The sequence below is a fragment of the Acinetobacter stercoris genome, assembly GCF_900323515.1.
Taxonomy (GTDB): domain Bacteria; phylum Pseudomonadota; class Gammaproteobacteria; order Pseudomonadales; family Moraxellaceae; genus Acinetobacter; species Acinetobacter stercoris.
Genome location: NZ_OOGT01000026.1, coordinates 1 through 20,361 on the forward strand (window position 1 = coordinate 1; position 20,361 = coordinate 20,361).

Below are 20,361 nucleotides of genomic sequence, written 5' to 3' on the forward strand. Positions count from 1 at the left end.
ATACAATATCGTATCAAACTATGAATATCATGAAATAATTTGAAAGGAAATTGTACTAAATCTTCAGAATAATTGTCATAATTTATCTTGACTAATGTGGCTATATTTTAGTTAAATTTTAATGTTATTTGATTTTTATTATACCGATTGGGCTAAAACTGTTTTTAAAAGCAATAAAAAGACCCAATCACTGAAAATTTAAAATAGAGGCTACTCTTGAAAAAAATAGTTGTATTAGCATTGCTAACATCAGGTTTTTTATTGTCCCAAACTTCATTTGCGAATGACTCTGAGGTTAAGCTGAAGAGAAGTTGTATCAAAGATAATCCTCTTGTTGAAGGTGAGAATGATCCAGCTCTTCTTGGTATTTATGCGCAAGCCTGCGATAGAAAAAACAAAGACAATAAAAATGCGTATTTGGTTCAAGCTGCTCAGCGTTATCAACAATTGGGTAAAAATTTCAAAGCCCTACAATTGGTGAATGAACTGCAAAACCAGAATGTTCAGAGTAACACTTTGACTGATGTTAAGTTTTTAGCTGCTGCAAATATTGCAAATTCAGCCATTTCTCAAATACGTACGAAAGAAATGCGTTATTTGACATCAGATGGAACGTATCCTGCTGCTAAGGAGCTTACAGATTCAATCAATGCTGCAAAACCTGCTTCGGTTCTTGTAAATGCCAAAGCTAAAGATGATGATGAGTCCAAAACACCAGTAAGGTCTGTAAGAACAAGATCTTCTTCATCTGCGCATAGAGCCGCTACAAAATCGAAACCAAAAGCAACAACTGCAAAACCAAAAGCAACAACCCCAGCAGCTTCTAAACCAACAAGTAGCAATCCTTTTGCGGGTCTTTAATAAAATAAATTAAGGAAATTTGAAAATGGCAAAACGAGAAAGTGTTCAAAAGAAATTACAGCGTATCCGTCCTCCACGGGTTCAATTAACCTATGATGTTGAAGTCGGGGATGGTAAGGAAATCAAGGAATTACCATTTGTTGTGGGGGTTTTAGGGGATTTCTCTGCTGCTTCTGAGGTTGAGAAGACGAAACTTAAAGATAAGAAATTTATTAATGTTGATCTGGAAAATATTGATGAAGTAATGGAGTCTTTGGCGCCTAGAGCAGCTTTTCAGGTTGAAAATACTTTGACTGAAGAAGGTGGTCGTATTGGTGTTGATCTTACTTTTAAATCAATGGAAGATTTCCGTCCAGAAAATGTTGTTCAGCAAGTTGATCCTCTACGTAAACTGGTTGAGGCTCGTGAGCGTCTGACTGATCTCCGTAACAAAATCTCTAACAGTGAAAAACTGGAAGATCTATTAGATGAAATATTACAAAATACAGATCAAGTAAGACAATTGAGTAAAGAAGCAGGGGTAGATAATGAGTAATTTACAAACTGCCACTTCATCTAATACAACGACAGAAGATGTAAATCTGCTTGATTCAATCGTAGAACAGAGTCGGATTGCCAGAAACGAAGATGAACATGTTCGTGCAAAAAGCTTGATTGGTGAGCTTGCGAAAGAAGTTATGGCTGGAACAATCACGGTTTCAGACAATATGACCCTTTCTCTTGATAAGCGTATTGCTGAGATTGATGATCTGATTTCACAGCAACTCAGCAAGATTATGCATAATCCTGAGTTTCAAAAAATTGAATCGACATGGCGTGGTTTGTATTATTTCTGCCAAGAGTCTCCATCGAATCCCTTGATTAAAATTCGTGTACTGAATACAACTAAAAAAGAATTAATCAAAGACTTCCAGAGTGCAACTGATTTTGATCAGAGTACACTTTTCAAGAAAATTTATGAAGAAGAGTACGGATCGTTTGGTGGCGCGCCATATGCAACCATTATCGGTGATTTTGAATTTGATCGTACCCCATCAGATATGTATTTACTTGAGCAGATTTCACATGTTGCAGCAGCTGCACATGCGCCATTCATTTCTGCTGCAAGTTCTAATATGTTGGGACTAGAGTCATTTACAGATATTGACCGTCCACGTGATGTATCAAAAATCTTTGAAACGGCTGAATATGTTCAATGGCGCTCATTTAGGGAAAGTGATGATGCCCGTTATGTCGCATTAACTATGCCTCGGGTTCTTGGGCGTCTACCATATCATCCAAAAGAAGGTACACAGACTGAAGGCTTTAACTTTGTTGAAGAAGTTTCAGGTGAAAATCATGACGAATATTTATGGATGAATGCTGCATATGCATTTGGTACACGTTTAACTAATGCATTTGATATGCATGGTTGGTGTGCAGCTATTCGTGGTGTTGAAGGTGGTGGTTTGGTTGAAGGATTGCCAGTTCATACCTTTAAAACAAGTGATGGTGAAGTTGCATTTAAATGTCCTACAGAAATTGCAATTACAGATCGCCGTGAAAAAGAACTCAGCGATCTTGGTTTCATCCCGCTTGTACACTGTAAAAACACAGATTATGCGGCATTCTTTGGTGCCCAATCTGCACAAAAGCCTAAGAAATATGACAGTGATACAGCGAATGCAAATTCAGCATTATCAAGCCAGATTCAATATATTATGGCTGTGTCACGTATTGCACATTATCTGAAAGCAATGATGCGCGATAAAGTGGGAAGTTTTGCTTCTGCCGGTAATGTAGAAGTATTTTTAAATGAGTGGCTTGCTCAGTATGTATTACTTGATGATGGGGCTTCTCAGGAGGCGAAAGCACAATTTCCGCTTCGGGAAGCATCAGTAAAGGTTGTAGAAAATCCAGCAGAGCCTGGTCACTACAAGTCTGTGGTCTTTTTAAGACCACATTTCCAGCTGGATGAGTTGTCGGTTTCATTACGACTCGTCACTGAGTTACCTCAGTCTTCTAATTAATCAAAGAAACAGCTAAATAATAACTTTATAAAATGGGAAAATTTCATGAAAGACATATATGTTGAATTTCGAGGAAAATACAAAGTCGATGGCGAATCGCGTGACTCAGAGCACAAAGGTTGGCTTGAAGTAAATTCTTGGGCTCACAATATTCGTCAACCTAAATCAGCAACTTCTTCTAGCGTTGGTGGTCATACTGCTGAACGTGTAGAACATGCAGATATGCTTTTTGTTAAGGATCTAGATGCGACTAGTCCAAAACTTTGGGAAGCTTGTTCTGCTGGTTATACTTTTGATGAAGTACAAATCGACTTTTACCGTGCAAATGGTGATAAACGTATCAAGTACTTGCAAATCAAACTTAAGCACGTTCTAGTATCAAGCGTAACACCTACAGTGAATGAAGAAGGTGTTCCAACTGAAACATTCGGTTTGAAATACGCTGCTGTTGAGTGGACTTACAATCAACAAGATATTAACGGTACTGCTAAAGGTGCTGTTACTAAGAAATGGTCTCTTTCTAACAATACAGCTTCTTACGCTGCATAAGTTTAGAGTGACTCTGAAAGTAGAGGGCAACCCGTTGTCCTCTACTTTTCCTATCTTGCATTGATTTGATAATTAAAAAATGAATTTAGATCAATTATATCCTTATGGATTTAGATCAACTTTATTTGATCGTTTAATTCCAGAGCATGATGATATTAAAGGATTGTCTATTCAGGAGTTGAGGGAGTCTGTTGCGCGAGATCTGGAAGATCTGCTCAATAGCCGTATGGCGAAGCTAGATCATTTAATTGATGATTATCCAGAATCAAAGAAATCAATTGTTCAATTTGGGATTATTGATTTTGTTGGATTATCTACTGCCAATCCAACTGATCGGGACAAAATATGTCAATCGATTGAGCAGTCTATTGCAGCACACGAACCCAGATTACGTCAGATTAAAGTCGAGATGCTTCTAGATGGTCATAACATGGGTTCTCTATGTTTGAGCATACAGGCTTATTTAAATATTCATCCCTTGTATGAACCTGTAATTTTTGATGCGTTACTGAAGCCAACAACACAACAATATGTCATTTCTGCGAGATCTTAAGGTAGAGGATAGAAAATAGTGATTGAAGAACTCTTACCTTATTATGAAAAACAATTGCAGGAGTTTGGGCAACAATCTAGAGAGTTTGCTCAAAAATATCCCAAAATTGCTCAACGTTTATCTCTAAATCAAGAGCAAATTGACGATCCGCATATAGAGAGATTGATTCAGGCATTTTCTTTAGTTGCTGCACGAATAGATAAAAAACTGGCAGATAGCTACGACATTTTTACCCGCTCATTGTTTGAGGTTATGTTTCCTCAATATCTACGTCATTTTCCTGCATGTACTGTGGTCAGTTTTGAGGATATTAATAAGCAAAAACAATTGACGGAACCTCATATTATTCCGCAGCATACGGTGTTAAAGTCTCGCAGTTTCAAAGGTGTGCAGTGTGAATTTTCAACATCTCATGAAGTTCGTTTGCTTCCAATTGAATTAACCGCACTCAATTTCAAAACCAATCCCAGTTCACATATCCACCTGAATCAAAATGCAACTTTAAGTTTTGCATTTGAAATTTTTAATGAAGCGACAACATGGCTGAATAGTGAAAAGCTGCCTATATATCTTGATGCTATTTCAAATTTCCCATTACAGGTTCTGGACAGTATTTTTAAATCAACAACCAGTTTTTCCTTGAGAACAGGGCAGGCAGTTTATGAAATTTCCAACCCTTTTGAGGTAATGGGTTTTGATGAAATAGAAAGTCTTCTACCAGTTGATCAACATACACATCATGCTTATCGTTTACTGACCGAGTTTTTTTGTTTCCCAGAGAAATTCAGCTTTTTAAAACTGGATCTTGAGTTTTTAAAATATTTAAAAGAAGGGCAGGCGAATTTTGAATTACAAATTCATTTGAAGTTGAATTTAAATGATCAGGCTTCAATTCGAAATTACTCGGAATTAGATACTGCCAATTTTAAATTATTTGCTTGTCCAGCTGTAAACCTATTTGAAAAGCAGGCAGAACCACAAAAAATCAATCATAAACAACTTGAATATCCATTGATTACCGATGCTCATCATCCTGAGTTTTATCAAGTCTATTCAATTGTAGATATGAATATGGTGCGAGAAAAGACCAATAATAATCAAGTTACTTTCCCAATTTTACCTTTTTTTGCAATGAGTCATTATAAAGGAGAGGATGTTCAATTTTTTTATGCGCTCAATCCGACACAATATCATAACAATTATGTGGAGACGGGGTATTCTATTATTTCCAAGCACTTAGAGCCTTATCAGATCAAATCTGATTTTATTAGTACAACATTGTTATGTTCTAATGGTGCTTTACCACATGAGGCACTAAGCCAGTCTAATAATATTTTGACATTGAATGACAATAGTATGGCTCGTAGGGCTTTAGTTTTAAAGAGACCAACGGAACCTTATTTTTTTGAACAAAATAAAAAAGAACAATGGCGCATTATTTCTCATCTTTCTTTAAATACTATTGCCTTAATGAAAGGTGATTCTGTGAGCCATGTAAAAGAGTTGTTAGAGCTGTATAACTTACCAAAATCCAAAGAAAATCATTTGATTATAGATGCGATTAAAAACATTGAATTTGAGCTTACGCATCGTTTGGTCGAGGCTAAACCGTTCCCAATGTTTGTTCGCGGTGTTAAGGTCAAAATGAAGATTAATGCCCAGGTTTTTAGGGGGCATAGTTTATATTTATTTAGTCAATTGCTGAGCTATATTTTTAATCTAAAAGTTCAGATGAATAGTTTTGTGGATGTCAGTATCTTTGATACTAATAGTGAACAGGAGTTATACCAATGCGTTCAGAACGTTGGTGGCAAGAAACTTCTGTAACGGAAGAGCTTTTCAGGCATCCTACCGCTTTTGAATTTATTCAAAGTACACGTTTATTGCGTCATGTGCCTTATCAGCAAAATATTAAATACTGGGATGATGATTTCCGTTTTGAAAGCACGCTAAATCTGAATTTTCCAATTCATGAAATAGAATCTTTAGAAATTGAAGATGACAAGGTTCATCTTAAAAACCTGATTGTAGGGTTAACTGGAATTCAAGGTGCATTGCCATATACCTATACCAATAAAGTCAAGCAAGCACCAAGAAAACAGCGTCTTGAAGTCCAGAAATTTATAGGTTTATTCAACCATAAGTTGACGGTACAATATGTCGAAGCAAGTCTATCTTACAATTTGCCTGTACGTTATGAAATCGAACAAGATAACTATTATTTAAATATTATTCATGCACTTAATGGTTATATTAGTTCACAGCATTATCAACCTGAGTTAGATGATTATTTCGCAGAATTTGCAGGCTTGATGCAAGGTCAAAATAATACTTCACATGCATTAAAAACAATGCTGAGTTGTATTTTTAAACAAGATGTTCAAATCAAGGAATTTATCGAAGAAAAGTTTAAGCTGGATGATAGCCAAAAAACTTCACTAGGTGGTTCTCGCCCAAGTTTATTGGGTGTGAATACATTTTGTGGTGAAACCATAAAACAGATTGATGGAAAAATTGAAGTTCAGATTGGGCCTTTAACGCATCAACAATATCTGGAATATTTGCCAAATCAAAAACAAAGTCAAAAATTAAAAAGCATATTGCAAAGTTGGTGTAATCCAACATTACTCGTTGATTTAAGAATCATTTTAGCAAAAGAAGATGTACAGCCTTTAAGTTTAAGTTCTGCATCTGAAATTGGTTTGGGACAAGGAGCTTTCCTCATGCCAAATCAGCCAAATGATAATAAAGAAACCTGCTATGCATTATTGGGGGCTGCATAAATGGTCAAAATAATTTTAGGGATATTGTTGAGTGTATTTATCGTTGTTTCAACGGTAATGATCCTGTATTGGCGTGATGTTAAACATGATCCAACTGCTTCTGATTTCTGGATATATCTAGGGTTGCTTCCTTTCGGAATTTCTCTTGTGTTTTTAGTGCCATATTTGGTTAGAAAATGGTATGTACACTATAAAGAGAGCAAGAAAAATCAGGAGAAGAAAAGTGATGAAGTTCAAGATAGTCATCAAAATGAAAGCAAACAGGATGTTGAGTATATCCGCTTAAATGTTTTCAACTCTTCCCTAAAAAGTGCATTTGGTGAAAATGATGGAATTTTCTCAAAACTATTAGAGCAACCAGGTGCTGAACTGGATCAGGAGCTGGTTAATGCATATGGCTTATCTATTCTATCTCATAGAATCGCTGATATTGAAGAATTAGACGAGGAAACAGATTATACATTGCAAACAAGGATCGAGATCTTACTAGAGCAGCAATTGTCTCAGAATATAGACATCCTTGTTGCGATTGCTGAGCACTTAAAAAGATCGGCAATGTTTTATGACAGTCAGCTGGCTTATGAGTATCGGATGCATCCTGCATGGATTGATCCAGATGCTGCAACTGATGATGAAGATGTATCTGTCACGGCTGAACAAGTTTTAAGATTAAATTTTATTAATGTTCATATAGTATTAGCAGATACTTTATTGCATGTGTGGGATGAGTTTTCAAGTGACACATTGGTTGGGGAGTTTTTGGATAAATTAGGAATACTCAGACAACAGGTCAAAATTGAATATCATTATTGGGGTGAGGAAATCGCTTATCGCGAATGGTTTAATGTACTCAAACAGATCAACGATCAAACAGAACAGGTTTCACTTATCTTGGCTGCTGATTCTGAAATTCATCAGGAAACACTGGATGATCGTAGCTGGATTACTGAAAAATATGTTCCAGCGGAGTTTGTCGGAAGCTGTTGTATTTCCTCACCTGTTGTAGATATTGAACATTTGGAAAAGAATAAAGTTATTGATATTGCTTTTAATGAAAACAACTTAACAAATACTCTAAAGCATTTAAATCTCTATGAATTACCAGAGTATGAGCTTGAAAATCCATTTGTGATACTTGCAGATGACATGACCCAAAGTAAAGTTGTTAAGCAGGTTGCTGCAAATTTTGAATCAAGCCCGATTGAACAGCATCATTATTTATATAGTAGAAACAGTTTAGGAAACACCCAACATTTATCAAAGATATATGGTTTTTTGTTGGGATTACATATTCCAGAGGATAAATATGGTTTGGTCTATAGTACAACGCTTCCATATACACAGGTTTTGATAAACCCTTACTTTCACGCAGATGAACCAACAACTGACTTATAAGCTTTAGCAAAACGAGAAAAAAATGTATACGATTTTAGGCTACCTGTGGCAATACGTAACCAATCCCAAGGCAATTATTGCATTGTCTTTATTTGTGGCATTAGTTTCGTCTTATAACGTTATACCTCGCCATATATTTTGGGCGTTATTTGCAGTCTATGTACTGGGCTTGATTGTCTATGGGATTTACTGGCTTATTCAGCGCAGAAAGCACGCCAAGCAGGGGGAAGAACTGGCTGAAGCGATTGAGAGAGAAACTGAATCGGAATACAACAAGAATAAAGACAAAGAAGAATTACAACTGATTAACCAGCAGATGAAAGAATCAATTCAATTGATTCGCAAGTCAAAACTGGGTGATAAAAAGGGAAATGCTGCACTTTATGAATTGCCTTGGTATATGGTGATTGGTAACCCGGCAGCAGGTAAAAGTTCAGCAATTTATAATTCAGGTCTGAAATTTCCGTTTGAAGAAACTCATCAGAAAATGGTTTCTGCAGGTTTAAGTGGAACACGTAACTGTGACTGGTTTTTTTCAACTGAGGGCGTATTGCTTGATACAGCAGGACGTTATTCTGTTTATGCGGAAGACCATGATGAATGGATTGGTTTTTTGAATTTGTTAAAGAAAAATCGTTCAAAAGCGCCAGTAAATGGTCTGATCCTGATTGTTAGTATTGCAGAGCTTGTAAGTCAAAGCCCAGAAAAATCTTTAAAATTAGCCAAAAATCTTAGAGCACGTATTCAAGACCTGACAGAGAGACTGGAAATATTTGCGCCAGTATATCTGGTATTTACAAAAATGGATCTCATTGCTGGCTTCACTGAGTTTTTTGAGTGTTATGAAGATCAGGAATTTGACCAGGTTTGGGGAGCAACTTTACCTTATAATCCTGAATCATCCCAAAATGCGATTGAGTTATTCGAACAACATTACAATATTTTATACGATGGTTTAAAAAGTGTCAGTACAACACACCTGAGTCGTCGTCATGCTCAAAATATTTCACCAAGTGTAATGACATTTCCTTTAGAGTTTAAAACACTCAAACCTGCACTTAAAACTTTTATTGGGACTCTATTTGAAGAAAACCCATATCAGTTTAAACCAGTGTTTCGTGGCTTCTATTTCACCAGTGCTTTGCAAGAAGGTGTAATTGAAAGTCCAATGACTGAGCAAATTGCACAAGAGTTTCAACTTGCAAAAATTCCAAATAGTGAGCATGGTATACCGAAAAACTCAATTTCCCAGAATCATGGTTATTTCTTAAAAGGTTTGTTCTCTGATGTTATTTTAAAAGATAAAAATCTGGTCAAACAACATATCAACCCCAATAAGAAGCGACAACGTTATCTTGGATTTATTGCAGCTCTACTTGGTGTATCGATTATATTGGGTGTATGGGTCTGGTCGTATCGAAATAACCAGCAGTTGATTGCTGATGTTCAGGCTGACCTCAACAAAGTTGTGCAAATGGAAAAAGCCACAGGTAATGAGCTTTCTACACAACTGGATGCTTTACTTATTTTACAGCAACGTTTGCAACAGTTAGATGATTTTGATCAGCACCGCCCTTTAAAGTTTTCTTTTGGTCTATATCAAGGTAACGAACTTAGAGAAAAATTAAAGATTGAATATCTTAAAGGCATTAAACAAATTGTGCTGACGCCAACCCAGCAAAATATTGCACAGTATTTGCAGCGTGTGAAAAATAATGAAGAAACGCTCAAAGCAAATCATGTTAATGTTGAAATTCAACAGACCTCAAAGAATAAATCACAGCAATATCTGGAGCCTTCAGATACCAATCCACAAGATGCCTATAATGCTTTAAAAGCTTATTTGATGATGAGCAATCCTCAATATATGGACTCTAGTCATCTGAGTGATCAGGTAACACGCTTTTGGCGTTCATGGTTAGATGCAAATCGTGGACAAATGCCAAGAGGTGATATGATTCAGAAAGCGGAACAAATTCTGTCATATAGCATGACACTTGCAAATGATAAATATTTCCCTGTTCTAGAATCAGATTCACTGGTTGTTGATCAAACCCGTCAGGTACTTTTATCTGTTGTTCGGGGGATGCCTGCACGTGATCGTGTTTATAATGAAATAAAAATGCGTGCTGCTGTTCGATATCCAGCATTGACAGTTTCACAAATTGTAGGTGATGTAAATAAAACAGTTGTCCTGGGGAGTTATGCATTACCTGGTGTGTTTACTCAAAAGGCATGGGATGATTATGTTGCAACTGCAATTGATGAAGCTGCGAATAAACCAACCGATAGTAAAGACTGGGTATTAAATAGTACGCAATCTGATGATCTGACATTTAGTGGAAGTCCAGATCAGATTCGCAAGCAACTCACCCAGCTTTATAAACAGGAATATATTGCAGAATGGAAGAAATTCCTGAATGCAGTTCATTACGCCAAAAATACAGATTTTGCACAAGAAGCTAAAGTCATAGATATCTTGGGTGAACCACAAAACTCGCCTATTCGTACGCTTCTTGATCGTGTTGCCAAGGAAACAAGCTGGGATAATCCAGTCGTTCAAGCAGAGCTTGCAGCGCCTCAGACAGGATTTATTGCGTGGTTTAAACGGACGATCTTGAGACAAGGTAGCGAAGAGTCTGTGAAAAAAGCAATGACTCAGGCGCAAGGTCCAATTTCACAAGAGTTTTCTGTTTTCTATCAACTTGTTCGTAAGCGTGATGACCAGCAGAATAAATCATTACTCGATGAATATTTGACAAATCTTTCACAGATTCGTAGCAAGTTTAATGACTTGAAAAATGCAGGCGATATTGGTCCAAGTGCGATGACTATCGTAAAACAAACGATCAGCGAGCAGTCATCTGTATTTAATACAACACAAAAGGTAGTGGATGAAAAACTGTCTGTTGGTTTAAACGAAGCAGATCAACAAATGGTTCAGAAACTACTGGTTAGCCCGCTTACCCAAGCATTTGAAAGTTTGCTCATCCCTGCACAAAATGAGATTAATAAGCTTTGGGTCTTGCAGGCTTATCAGCCATTTAACCAGACATTAAGTCAGAAATATCCATTTAACTCTTCCGCAAGCATTCAGGCAACAAGTGGAGAAATTGGTCAAATCTTTGGTGAAAGTGGCAGTATTGCCAGATTCGTGAAAGAAACATTAGATCCATTAGTCATCCGTCGTGGATATACATTGACTTCAAAAACATGGAAAGATTTAGGTATCAGCCTCAATCCTCAGTTCGTGATGGGCTTCCAGAACTATGTTGCACCAGCAAATGGTGTGGCGACAGGAGATTTAAATCAACCAGCTGCACCTGCAGCGACCAACCAGTCTAATTTCCAGTTTTATCCATTACAAAATCCGAAACTGTTGTCATATTCGATTGAAATTGATGGGCAGCGTATGGTTTATGAAAATGGTATTCAGCAGTGGGTTAATTTTATTTGGCCAAATTCAGGAGCGATTCCTGGTGCGAGAATTACCGCTGTGGACTTGGAAGGGCAAACACATACGATTTTTGAGGCACCAGGTGAATATGGTATTAACCGTCTGATTGACTCGGCTCAGCGTAAACAGCAAAACGGAAGTTTTGAAATGGTGTGGACGAGCAGTAAAGATCCAGCATTGTCAGTTAAAGTGAATTTCAGGTTGATCAGTGGTAACAGTAGCAGTTCTGTTGGTTCTGGACGAGGGTATGCAGGATTACAATTGGTTGACAAGGTTGTAACGGACAAAGCAGCACGTGTAGTCGCAGCAGAAACAGCTCCTATCCAGACGAGTACTCAGACACAAACAACCACACCTACAGTGACTCAGCCAAATACAGCTACTCAGCAACAGCCTAATACAGCTCCAAACGCAGCAGGAGTATCTCGTCCATGATGAATAAGAAAATGATTGAGGAGGTGTCCGATGCAAATACTTAAATCAACACCGCTGTATTATGGAAAAAGCCCAGCCAGAGGTGACTTTTTAAAGACCAAAGGTCAGTATGCACTAATTCAGGTTATTGACCAATGGATTACAGAAGCTTTGGATAATGCAATGCAGCAACCTCAATTTAATGAGGCTTATCCTAGTTTGCCTCCGCTGGATTTCTTTATTGCTAATCCTAAAGAAGAAATGTTTCTGGTTGCTAACCTGATTACCAGTGAGGATAGTTCTGGCAGACGCTTCCCGATGGTACTGAGCCATTTGCTAGAAGTAAAATCACCTTATCAAAACTTTTTATATGCACCTTATATTTATAAGGCAGTGCTGATAGATCTGTTTCAAAAAAATAGAGTGATTCGCAGTGTCCGTGATACTGATGTTTTGCTGGAAAAACTGGGTAAACTTGGTAATGAAATTCAGGTACTGACATCACCAGAAAGTACCGAGTTTTATGAAAACCATACTATTCACTCATTTGCACACTTAATGAAAGTTAGCCCATATCAGCTTGCTCAAAGTATGATTGGGCTTGGTCTCCTGCTACAACCTGTATTAAAACATGGAACCAGTAAATTAAATAAGGTTCTGATCTTGCCTATTAATAACCCGAGTTATTGCTATGAAATTGCTGCTTTTTGGGTGAGTTTAATAGGAAGATTTCTTTCACAGCATAATACGGAAGTTCTGATTGGACTATTGCATCATGAATCACCAGTTTTACTCTTTGGTTTTCAGGGAGCAGATATTCTGGCATTGAGTGATATTTTTACTCAGAATATGAGTAGTGAACGTTGGGTATCTTTATTAAATGCATCTTGGATCGATCCTTATCTGGAACAAAATGCCGGATTAGCAGCACTTGAACAGTCCTTGAGCGAACGGCAGCTGAGTCTTAATCAAGGGGTGAAGTTGTTTAGACAGACATTTATAGATGGATAATTATGAAAATTAAAGAATATATCAAACGAACGACATGTGGTGTGATTTTCAGTCTAAGTACTTATGCTTTTGCCCAGCCGATTGTAGTGGAAGGGGTGGTTCCAAATGATGCCAGTAAACAGGCAATTTTGACTAAATTAAAATCAGTTTATGGCAATGATCAAGTCATTGATAAAATACAGATTCGCTCGGTTTCTGCACCAAATGGCTGGAGTGACTCTGTAATTAAGGTGATCACACCAGATCTTAAAAAAGTATCACAAGGGAAATTGTCAGTTAGAGGAACTCAGGTAGATCTGACTGGTAAAATGAGTAATCAAAATGATATTCAACCAACAACAGCCGCTTTCCAGTCATTAATTCAGCCACCATATCGTTTAAACTCCCAATTATCTGTCAATCAGGCTGAACAGCAGGTTGTTGATAACGCACTCAAAAACAGGATTATCGAGTTTGAATCTGGCAGTGCGATATTGACAGAGTCTGGAACAAAAATTCTGGATGAAATGGCAGTTGCTTTAAATAAGGTTCAAGGTAAAAATGTGAAAATTATAGGGCATACAGATAGTTCTGGTGACCCTCAAAAGAATGTTCAGCTGAGTCTGGAAAGGGCAGAGGCCGTCAAAAAATATTTGGCTGGAAAAAATATCCCCGAATCACGTTTAACAACTTCAGGATTGGGGGCTGAAAAACCAGTGGCTGATAATAATACAGCTGAGGGTCGGAAAAAGAATCGACGAATCGAGTTTGAAGTGCTCTAAAAGAGGAAAATAAAAATGGCTACGCCGTATATTACAATTGGTTGCCCGACGACGGGTGGGGGGCAGGTTATTTCTGGAGATAGTAGTTTTCTTATAGAAGGTATTCCTGTTGCTTGTGTAGGTGACAAGGCAACATGTCCATTGCATAAGACAGTTTCAACAATAGTTTCTGGAGATTCGCATATGCAGGTGATGGGGAAGCCTGTAGCACGTGCAGGTGATTCTCTATCTTGCGGATGTAAATTATTACCAAAACAAAGTTCAGTGGTCGGCGCAAATTAATTTTTAAATTTAACCTGTCATATTTTTTAATATTAAAATCTAAAAAATCAACTGAAATGTGCTGTTTTCTAACAACTCCTTTTTTTGAGGAGTTGTTATTTTATTCATTAGCCTGCCTTTTGATTCTTAAAATTTGTACCAGTAATCGTGTTAGTATCAACTCGTCCGATTCTCCATTGATATGGTGGTAAGGTTCCATTCACGCTAAAGTCACCCACAATACGATCTTTAAATATCCTTGGGTTATGTGAAGCCAGCGTGCGTACATTGCGCCAATAACGATCCAGTGCATACTTTTTATCTGTTGCAGAAGCACCCAATGCATCAAAAAGGATAGTTGAGGCGTTTAAAACCAAATCAGTGATAATACTTTGTGATTGAGCTATTTCCAGCTCAGCGATAGCATTAGCATCCGCTTCATAAAGTCCGTTGTCCTGGAATGCAGCATCAAACGCACGTTGCAGGGCTTGTGCATTTTTCTCAATGATAGCTGTGGACGTATAGGCAGCACCACGGATTTTACCTACAATTTGCAAAATCTGGGGATCATTGCGAACATGTGAGGTATTTGCATGTGTATAATTCCGGGTTCGACTTTCTACTGCTGCTGATACGTCATATGTGGCAGCACGAGCTAGACCCGTAATGATCGCAAGTTGAATAAGCTGATAATAAGCAGCAGAATATTTAAAACGGACATCATCAGTTAAAATATGTTCAGGATTAACTACAACATTATCAAACTCACTCGTACCGCTTGCGGTTAGAACCTGACCAAAGCCATTCCAGTCATCGATAACCTCTACACCCTTAGCTTGTTTAGCTACCAAAATCGTTGAAGATTGTTGATCCAGATCAGTAATACCAACATCAAGCCAATCCGCATATAGGCTTCCTGTGGTATAAAATTTTTGGCCATTTAAGACAACGTCTCCATTTTCTTTACGAGATAGACGTGTTGAAAAATTTTCAATAGAACCATTTCCGCCCTCAGACCAAGCACTGCCAACAATATCACCTTGTGACAGTTGTGTTAGCCAAAAGTTTTGAAAATCTGTATTTGGAGAAATGAGAACATCTTCTGTAAAACCAAAATGTACACGTAAAGCCTGTGGTAAATTTGCATCGGCTTCTGCAAGTTCTATTAATAATGCAAACAGTTCTGGAATAGTTGCATCGAATCCATTATACGTTTCAGGTAATCTTAATCGGGTAAAACCAATATCTTTTAACCACTGAATCTGCTCGAAAGGCAAAATATGCTGTGCTTCTCTTTCAGCCAAGCCTGCTTTGATTTTTTCAAAAGTAGGTCGAAAGTGTGAGGCGAGAGTATCGTAACGTGCACTTGGACCTTGCCCCCATACTTGATAAACCTGGGAGCTTTGAATATCTTTCTTATGTTTTAGCTGTGTTGTCAAAGCTACATCATTGAGTGAATTCATCGTTGGTATTTCAAGCTAAAACCTAGATGCTAATCCTATTTTTAATTTTGAAAATGAAGTTTTTTTTCTAACAAAATACAAAAAAAATATTTATAAAATCCTGCAAAAGTCTCGAAAAAAAAAGATTTCACATATTACGAACAGGGTCATTAGCATAAACTTGACCGACTAAGTAGACATTAATAATGGCCAATATAGAACAAGCTGCTACATATTATGAAGTTAAAAAAGCAGAAGATGTTTCCAGACTTATTTCTAAATATGCAGGTCAAGGTAAGACCAACAAAGTGATATGGTTAGCTTTGATTGGAGTATTTATTGATGCATATGATTTAACAACTTTATCTTTTGGCATAGAACAGGTAATTACGGAGTTTTCATTATCGCCTGTTATGACGGGTGTTGTAGCATCTGCCATTATTTGCGGAACTATAGCTGGCAATATATTGGGAGGATGGTTAACCGATAAAATAGGGCGTTATCGGGTATTCATGGCAGATATGGTGTTGTTTGTTATCGCAGCAATTGTTGCGGGTTTAGCGCCAAATGTCTGGGTATTGATTATTGCCCGTTTCATTATGGGAATTAGTGTGGGAATCGATTTGCCTGTTGCCATGTCATATTTAACTGAATTTTCCAGGTTTAATGGGCGTAGTAATAAGGCGGCCAGATTGGCAGCTTGGTGTCCAATGTGGTATGCAGCATCATCAGTATGTTTTGCTGTCGTACTATTTCTTTATTTTTTATTGCCTGAAGAATATGCAAATTGGCTTTGGAGGGTATCCTTGATTTTTGGGGCTGTCCCAGCTTTATTGATTATTTTTATCCGAGGAAAATATTTAACAGAGTCACCAATCTGGCTTGCAAATCAAGGAAATTTGAAAGAAGCAGTCAAAATTCTCAATGAGTCATATAATATTCCCGCATTGACTAAAATTGAATATGCACAGGCTGTACAGATAAAACCATCTCATACTGGATTTGCTGTCTTATTTAACAAAACTTATTTACCAAGAATGATAGTGTCGATTGTGATTCACATCTCGGTGGCTTTTCAATATACGACAATTGCATTTTTCTTACCGTCGATTTTATCCAGATTCTTTCATACAGATACTTTGACCACGATTTCAACGACTTTGGGACTTAATCTGTTGTTTGCTTTTACAGGTGGACTGCTTGGTGTTTATATTGCGAGTAGATTGACCTCACGATTGGTATTGATCGCTGGATTTGCCATACAGTTTTTGGCTTTACTATCGTTAAGTCTGATTGGGCAACCTGAAAATAGTTTTTTACTGTATATCGCGATTATCATGCTTGGACTGTGGTTATTTGCTGAAGGGTTTGGCCCTGGTGCACAGATGATGATTTATCCAACCATGGCTTACCCAGCTTCAATTCGTGGGGTGGGAGTTGGCTTTAATCGTGCAGTGTCAGGTGTAGCACAGGCAACAGCCTTGTTTTTACTTCCAATCTGGATGGCAAAGTACAACACGCATGTATTTTTAATCATTTCAGTTTTCGCTATTGTACCTATATTAGTCATTGGTTTTTTGATCAAATTTGAGCCTACAGCAGTTGACGTTGATGCAGTAGTAGAAAATGACAATATCATTAAAAACTTACAACATCAGATATCATCACAATAGATTCATTCAGGATGGCTATACAGATGAATAAAATAAGTGAGCCATCCTTTTATAAATATAAAAGACTTTTTGGGGCTGGAAATTGTAAAGTCTTTCTTTATACTTATTTAAAATAAATATATAAATATGAAAAAAACGTATAAGAATAGCTTTAAAATAAAATTCTCATGAATCAATAAAATAAAAATACCATAAATATTCTGTAGCTTTTAAATGTGAATGGTTATCAACAAAATATGCTAGCATCGCCTCAAAATCAGGATGTGAGTGATTTTGAAGATAGGTCTATATTTCGCATTCACTGCGATGTTGTTACAAATTGCTGTATTTTTACAGCCATTATTACCGGAAAAATATGAGTTTGCTCCGGTGTGTGACACTATTGCTGAAGTTATGCAGTTGGATCGTAGTTTATTTTCAAATTCTCAGGAATTGATGTCACCTGCGATGCATCATACAAGTGTGCATGAGCATATGCAGCATAGTATGAATCAAATGGATGCTGATCATACACAAAAGCATCAGCATCATTTAGAACATGACTGTATGTTCTGTTCGGTATTTAGCCATGTTATCCCTGTTTTAAATACTGATATTCAGCAGGTTGTTGATCGAATCCATATAATTTTGTTATTTATCACAAAATTATTTAAAAGCTTTTATTTCGCATTACAACAACTATTTCTGCTTCCGCAAAATCGAGCCCCACCAGTTCTTTTCTCTTAGATCACTAAAATTTAATTCACGCGATACAACCTTGATTAGGTTTTATTGAATTTTGCTGGCTTAAAAAAGAGAAAAGTCATGTTATTTATTCAATCAAATATCTCGTCACGCGAGATAAAAAGTCATGTCCAGAAAAATATACTGTGCGTTGTGAACACTCAAAGCGAAAATGAGACTCAGGTTAAGATTAGCCAGAAGACTGTATTAGCTGAAGATCCAGCAATAAAAACGATAAGATTAGTGTTTTCAGCCTCTCTATTGGGTTTTATACCTTTTTCAAGTTTATCTTTTGCTGCAGAGAATGAGACTGTGAATGGTTTATTGGAGACGCAATCTGAAGTGGCTCAACTACCAAGTATCAAAATGACTGCTCAAGAAGATGGACAAAGACAGTTGTTATATTTAAATCAGATTAGTCATGTTGGTAGTGGCTTAAAACTGACTGCAAAGGAAACACCAGCAACAGTTGAAACCTATACGCAGGAACAGATGCAACAAAAAGGTCTGCGTACGGTAAAAGATGCTTTTGCAAATATCACTGGTGCGATTGTAGGTAATGTTCCAGGTAATCCTGCGGTACTTTCCATGCGTGGATTTAGTGATAGTGCAGTTAGTGTGTTGCAAGATGGTATTCGTATTTCAGATTCAACGATGATGATGCGTGATCTTGATTCATGGAAATATGAGAAAATAGAAGTGCTTAAAGGTCCAGCTTCAGTATTGTACGGCTTGGGATCTCTTGGCGGTACAGTCAATATGATTACCCGAAAACCGAGTCTGGATGGTGATGAAACTGATGGAATGTTGAGTTATGGGAGTTTTAATACCGTACGTGCAGCAATCAGCACCAATCAGAAACTGGACGAGTCTACTGCACTTTTATTGCAAGCCAGTTATTCGGATTCTGATAGTTTATATGATATTGACCATCAGGATACTAAAAAAGTCAGTGTAGGTTCTGGTTTGTTATATCAACCGAATGATGATTTATCCATGCTATTTTCGGTGGATCATGATTATGATAAAGCAGATTCTACTTATCAAGGCTCTCCTTTATTACCTGCTTCAGTTGCGAAAAGACCAGGCAATATTTTAAAAAGTGCTGATGGGTTAGTACTGGATAAATCACTTCGCCATATTAATTATAATCCTGAGGGTGCTTATTCAAGTTCTGAGAGTACAACAGTAAATTGGAAAACTGACTATAAGTTAACTCCAAATTGGACGTTGAATAACGTGATGACTTATTTCAAAGCCACGCGTGATTTTTTTGAAGCACCAGATCAAAATTACGATAAAGATTTAAAATTGTTCAAGCGTAATGTTGAACGGATTACCCATAATCATGAGTTTTGGAGTAACCGTTTGAGTCTGAGTAATGATGTCAATTTATTTGGAAAATATCGTAATAGATTGAGTATCGGTACTGAATATAACCATACAAATTTAACCAGTTTAAGACAATTTGCAGACTTTACAGATGTCGATCCATTTGCTCCAGATGTGGGAATAATGCCATCAGGAGGTGATCCAATTTGGGGTAAAGATAATGAGGGGAGTAGTAACTCCGTCCATAAATCCAAAGTCGATACAATAGCAGTGTTTGCCGAAGATGCGTTTAATCTTACACCAGACTGGCTAATTGTCGGTGGAGCAAGGTTTGAGCATCTTGATGCCAAACGTGATGTGATTAATCTCCATAACAATAATACGGAAAAGTTTAATCCAACATTTAATCCGGTTTCCTGGCGTTTGGGTACGATTTACAACATTAACCCAGACATCCAGATTTATGGGCAATATAGCACAGCAGTTACCCCGGTTAACTCACTACTGCTTATTTCATCTGATGATTCAGATTTTAAGTTATCCAAAGGTAAATCAGCTGAACTTGGCTTCAAGACCAGTTTATTTGGTGGCAAGACAGATGTGATTGGTTCAATTTATTGGATTGAGCTAAATGATATTCTTACTCAAGATCCGAAAAACACGCTTTTGACTGTTCAGGGTGGTTCCCAGACTTCCAGAGGTGCAGAATTAACTGCATCGACCATGATTACACCCCAGCTGCGTGCAGATCTGGGTCTGGCTTGGGTAGATGCGAAATACCATGGTTTGATAGAGGATAACGGAGCTGATCGTTCTGGAAATAGACCAGTCAATGTACCAAAACATGTCGCAAATGCATCAGTGAATTATAAATTTAATTCAGTCCCTGTATCACTTACTGCCTATGGAAAATATGTCGGTGGTTTTTATACCGATACTGCAAATAGCTATTTTGTAAAAGGGCATGCAACTTTAGATGCATCTATTTCTTATGCGCTGAAAAATATGACTTTTACGCTATGGGGCAGAAATTTAAGCAATGAATACTATGGTGAATATTCAGGATACTCACCAACACAGATCTTCATTGGTGCGCCGAGAAGTGTTGAACTGGCTATGACATTTAAATATTGATCA

15 protein-coding genes and 1 pseudogene are annotated in these 20,361 nt (G+C 37.3%); 15 read left to right on the forward strand and 1 reads right to left on the reverse strand.

The window, feature by feature from the left end:
• The first annotated feature begins 216 nt into the window (after positions 1-216).
• From KPC_RS04510 to KPC_RS04565, 12 genes and pseudogenes are all read left to right on the forward strand, one after another.
• Positions 217-861, forward strand: a complete 645-nt coding sequence (locus tag KPC_RS04510; protein ID WP_121973221.1) for a hypothetical protein — start codon at positions 217-219, stop codon at positions 859-861.
• Between the two features lie 25 nt (positions 862-886).
• Positions 887-1,396 carry a type VI secretion system contractile sheath small subunit gene (tssB, locus tag KPC_RS04515; protein ID WP_121973222.1) on the forward strand — a complete coding sequence of 170 codons (510 nt, stop codon included), beginning with the start codon at positions 887-889 and terminating at the stop codon, positions 1,394-1,396.
• Entirely contained in the window at positions 1,389-2,870 is a 1,482-nt protein-coding gene (tssC, locus tag KPC_RS04520; protein ID WP_121973223.1) for a type VI secretion system contractile sheath large subunit, read from the forward strand. The genes tssB and tssC overlap by 8 nt, the downstream gene beginning before the upstream one ends.
• A gap of 45 nt (positions 2,871-2,915) precedes the next feature.
• Entirely contained in the window at positions 2,916-3,419 is a 504-nt protein-coding gene (locus KPC_RS04525; protein ID WP_121973224.1) for an Hcp family type VI secretion system effector, read from the forward strand.
• Positions 3,420-3,498: 79 nt separating this feature from the next.
• The gene (gene tssE, locus KPC_RS04530; protein WP_121973225.1) at positions 3,499-3,972 is read left to right on the forward strand and encodes a type VI secretion system baseplate subunit TssE; all 474 of its coding nucleotides are present in this window, start codon (positions 3,499-3,501) and stop codon (positions 3,970-3,972) included.
• Positions 3,973-3,990: 18 nt separating this feature from the next.
• Positions 3,991-5,799 carry a type VI secretion system baseplate subunit TssF gene (tssF, locus tag KPC_RS04535; protein ID WP_121973226.1) on the forward strand — a complete coding sequence of 603 codons (1,809 nt, stop codon included), beginning with the start codon at positions 3,991-3,993 and terminating at the stop codon, positions 5,797-5,799.
• The gene (gene tssG / locus KPC_RS04540; RefSeq protein WP_121973227.1) at positions 5,763-6,755 is read left to right on the forward strand and encodes a type VI secretion system baseplate subunit TssG; all 993 of its coding nucleotides are present in this window, start codon (positions 5,763-5,765) and stop codon (positions 6,753-6,755) included. The genes tssF and tssG overlap by 37 nt, the downstream gene beginning before the upstream one ends.
• Positions 6,756-8,150 carry a hypothetical protein gene (locus KPC_RS04545; RefSeq protein WP_121973228.1) on the forward strand — a complete coding sequence of 465 codons (1,395 nt, stop codon included), beginning with the start codon at positions 6,756-6,758 and terminating at the stop codon, positions 8,148-8,150.
• A 22-nt stretch (positions 8,151-8,172) separates the two neighbouring features.
• A complete protein-coding gene (gene tssM / locus KPC_RS04550) occupies positions 8,173-12,042 on the forward strand; it encodes a type VI secretion system membrane subunit TssM (protein WP_121973229.1) in 3,870 nt (1,289 codons plus the stop codon).
• 30 nt (positions 12,043-12,072) lie between these two features.
• Positions 12,073-13,032, forward strand: a complete 960-nt coding sequence (gene tagF, locus KPC_RS04555; protein WP_121973230.1) for a type VI secretion system-associated protein TagF — start codon at positions 12,073-12,075, stop codon at positions 13,030-13,032.
• A gap of 62 nt (positions 13,033-13,094) precedes the next feature.
• Positions 13,095-13,793: pseudogene (locus KPC_RS04560) on the forward strand (OmpA family protein); the annotation flags it as partial.
• Between the two features lie 15 nt (positions 13,794-13,808).
• Entirely contained in the window at positions 13,809-14,075 is a 267-nt protein-coding gene (locus tag KPC_RS04565; protein ID WP_121973232.1) for a PAAR domain-containing protein, read from the forward strand.
• 107 nt (positions 14,076-14,182) lie between these two features.
• Here the strand turns inward: KPC_RS04565 and KPC_RS04570 are convergent, their stop codons facing one another.
• Complete coding sequence (locus tag KPC_RS04570) at positions 14,183-15,517, reverse strand: acyl-CoA dehydrogenase family protein (protein WP_121973233.1); 1,335 nt, start codon at positions 15,515-15,517, stop codon at positions 14,183-14,185.
• 185 nt (positions 15,518-15,702) lie between these two features.
• Between KPC_RS04570 and KPC_RS04575 the strand changes: the two genes are divergently transcribed.
• The 3 genes from KPC_RS04575 to KPC_RS04585 all read left to right on the forward strand — a co-directional run bounded on the left by KPC_RS04575 (position 15,703) and on the right by KPC_RS04585 (position 20,358).
• Positions 15,703-17,169: an MFS transporter gene (locus tag KPC_RS04575; protein WP_121973234.1), complete on the forward strand. Its 1,467-nt coding sequence runs from the start codon at positions 15,703-15,705 to the stop codon at positions 17,167-17,169.
• A 267-nt stretch (positions 17,170-17,436) separates the two neighbouring features.
• Positions 17,437-17,895 carry a DUF2946 family protein gene (locus tag KPC_RS04580; RefSeq protein ID WP_227591479.1) on the forward strand — a complete coding sequence of 153 codons (459 nt, stop codon included), beginning with the start codon at positions 17,437-17,439 and terminating at the stop codon, positions 17,893-17,895.
• A 78-nt stretch (positions 17,896-17,973) separates the two neighbouring features.
• A complete protein-coding gene (locus tag KPC_RS04585) occupies positions 17,974-20,358 on the forward strand; it encodes a TonB-dependent receptor (protein WP_121973235.1) in 2,385 nt (794 codons plus the stop codon).
• Positions 20,359-20,361: the final 3 nt, after the last annotated feature.